We start from the raw sequence: 870 nt of genomic DNA on the forward strand, positions 1-870 counted from the left end.
GCCAGTATCAGCCACCACCTGGGGCGCGGCCATGGCTACCCAAGATCGCCATCGCGAGGCCGATCCCAACAGCTGGTGGGAACTAGTCGCCGCAGCCCGCGCGGCACTACCCGCCCCCGACATGCTGCTCGCGCCCCACCAGTGGGCCCGCACCGCAGCCTGACCACTGGCACCGCACGAGTCGGGGCAAGTCACCACAGGTCAGGGGAAGAGTCGGCAGATGGCCCCCATGGCGAGCTCGTCGTGGGGTGGGTATCCGGGCCGGGTTCGTGTTCTGCGGTGCGGGATGCGAGGTAGGCATCAACGAAGTCCTCGGCCGTGAAGGACGCGGCACGGGCTACCGCCTGCGCGACAGGACCTGAGGTGAGGGCGCGATGGGTTTCTGCAAGCCAGGTAGCCAGTTCGGCGTCGCATCCCGGGGCCGCGGGTGGGGGAGTGGGCAGCGCTGCGGTGTCGGTGGACTCACCGGTCGCGTGACGTATCCGGTGGGCGATGACCGCTCCGGGTTTGTTGGCGGTGTCGAGGGTGTCGGTGGCGTTGTCCCATTCCTCGCGGGGGTCGAGGCCCCTGGTTGCTGCTTCGGTCCACGCGCCTTCCAGGGCCTGGTACTGGTCGGGGTCTGCCTCGAGCTGGTGGGCGTAGGCCCGGGGGAGCGCGTCGATGTAGGCAGGGAGGGTGGCGGCGGCAAAATCGCGGGCGGCAAGGTCAACGCCGTGACGGTAGAGCTGGGCGAGCCGTTCGTCGCTGGTGGCGCTCTCGTACTCCTGGCGCAGCGTTTCGGTGGCCGAGGCCTGGTGGGTGTCGCGGGCCAGCACGCCAGTGAGCACCTGCGTGGGTGTTGGGGCGTCGTGGTCGCCGGCGGAGTGCATG

The 870-nt window shown here is 70.0% G+C and carries 1 pseudogene; it reads right to left on the reverse strand.

The window, feature by feature from the left end:
* Nucleotides 1-191: 191 nt before the first annotated feature.
* Nucleotides 192-870: pseudogene (locus tag HMPREF3086_RS17490) on the reverse strand (TraA protein); the annotation flags it as partial.

It is taken from the genome of Dietzia sp. HMSC21D01, assembly GCF_001815995.1.
Classification (GTDB): domain Bacteria; phylum Actinomycetota; class Actinomycetes; order Mycobacteriales; family Mycobacteriaceae; genus Dietzia; species Dietzia cinnamea.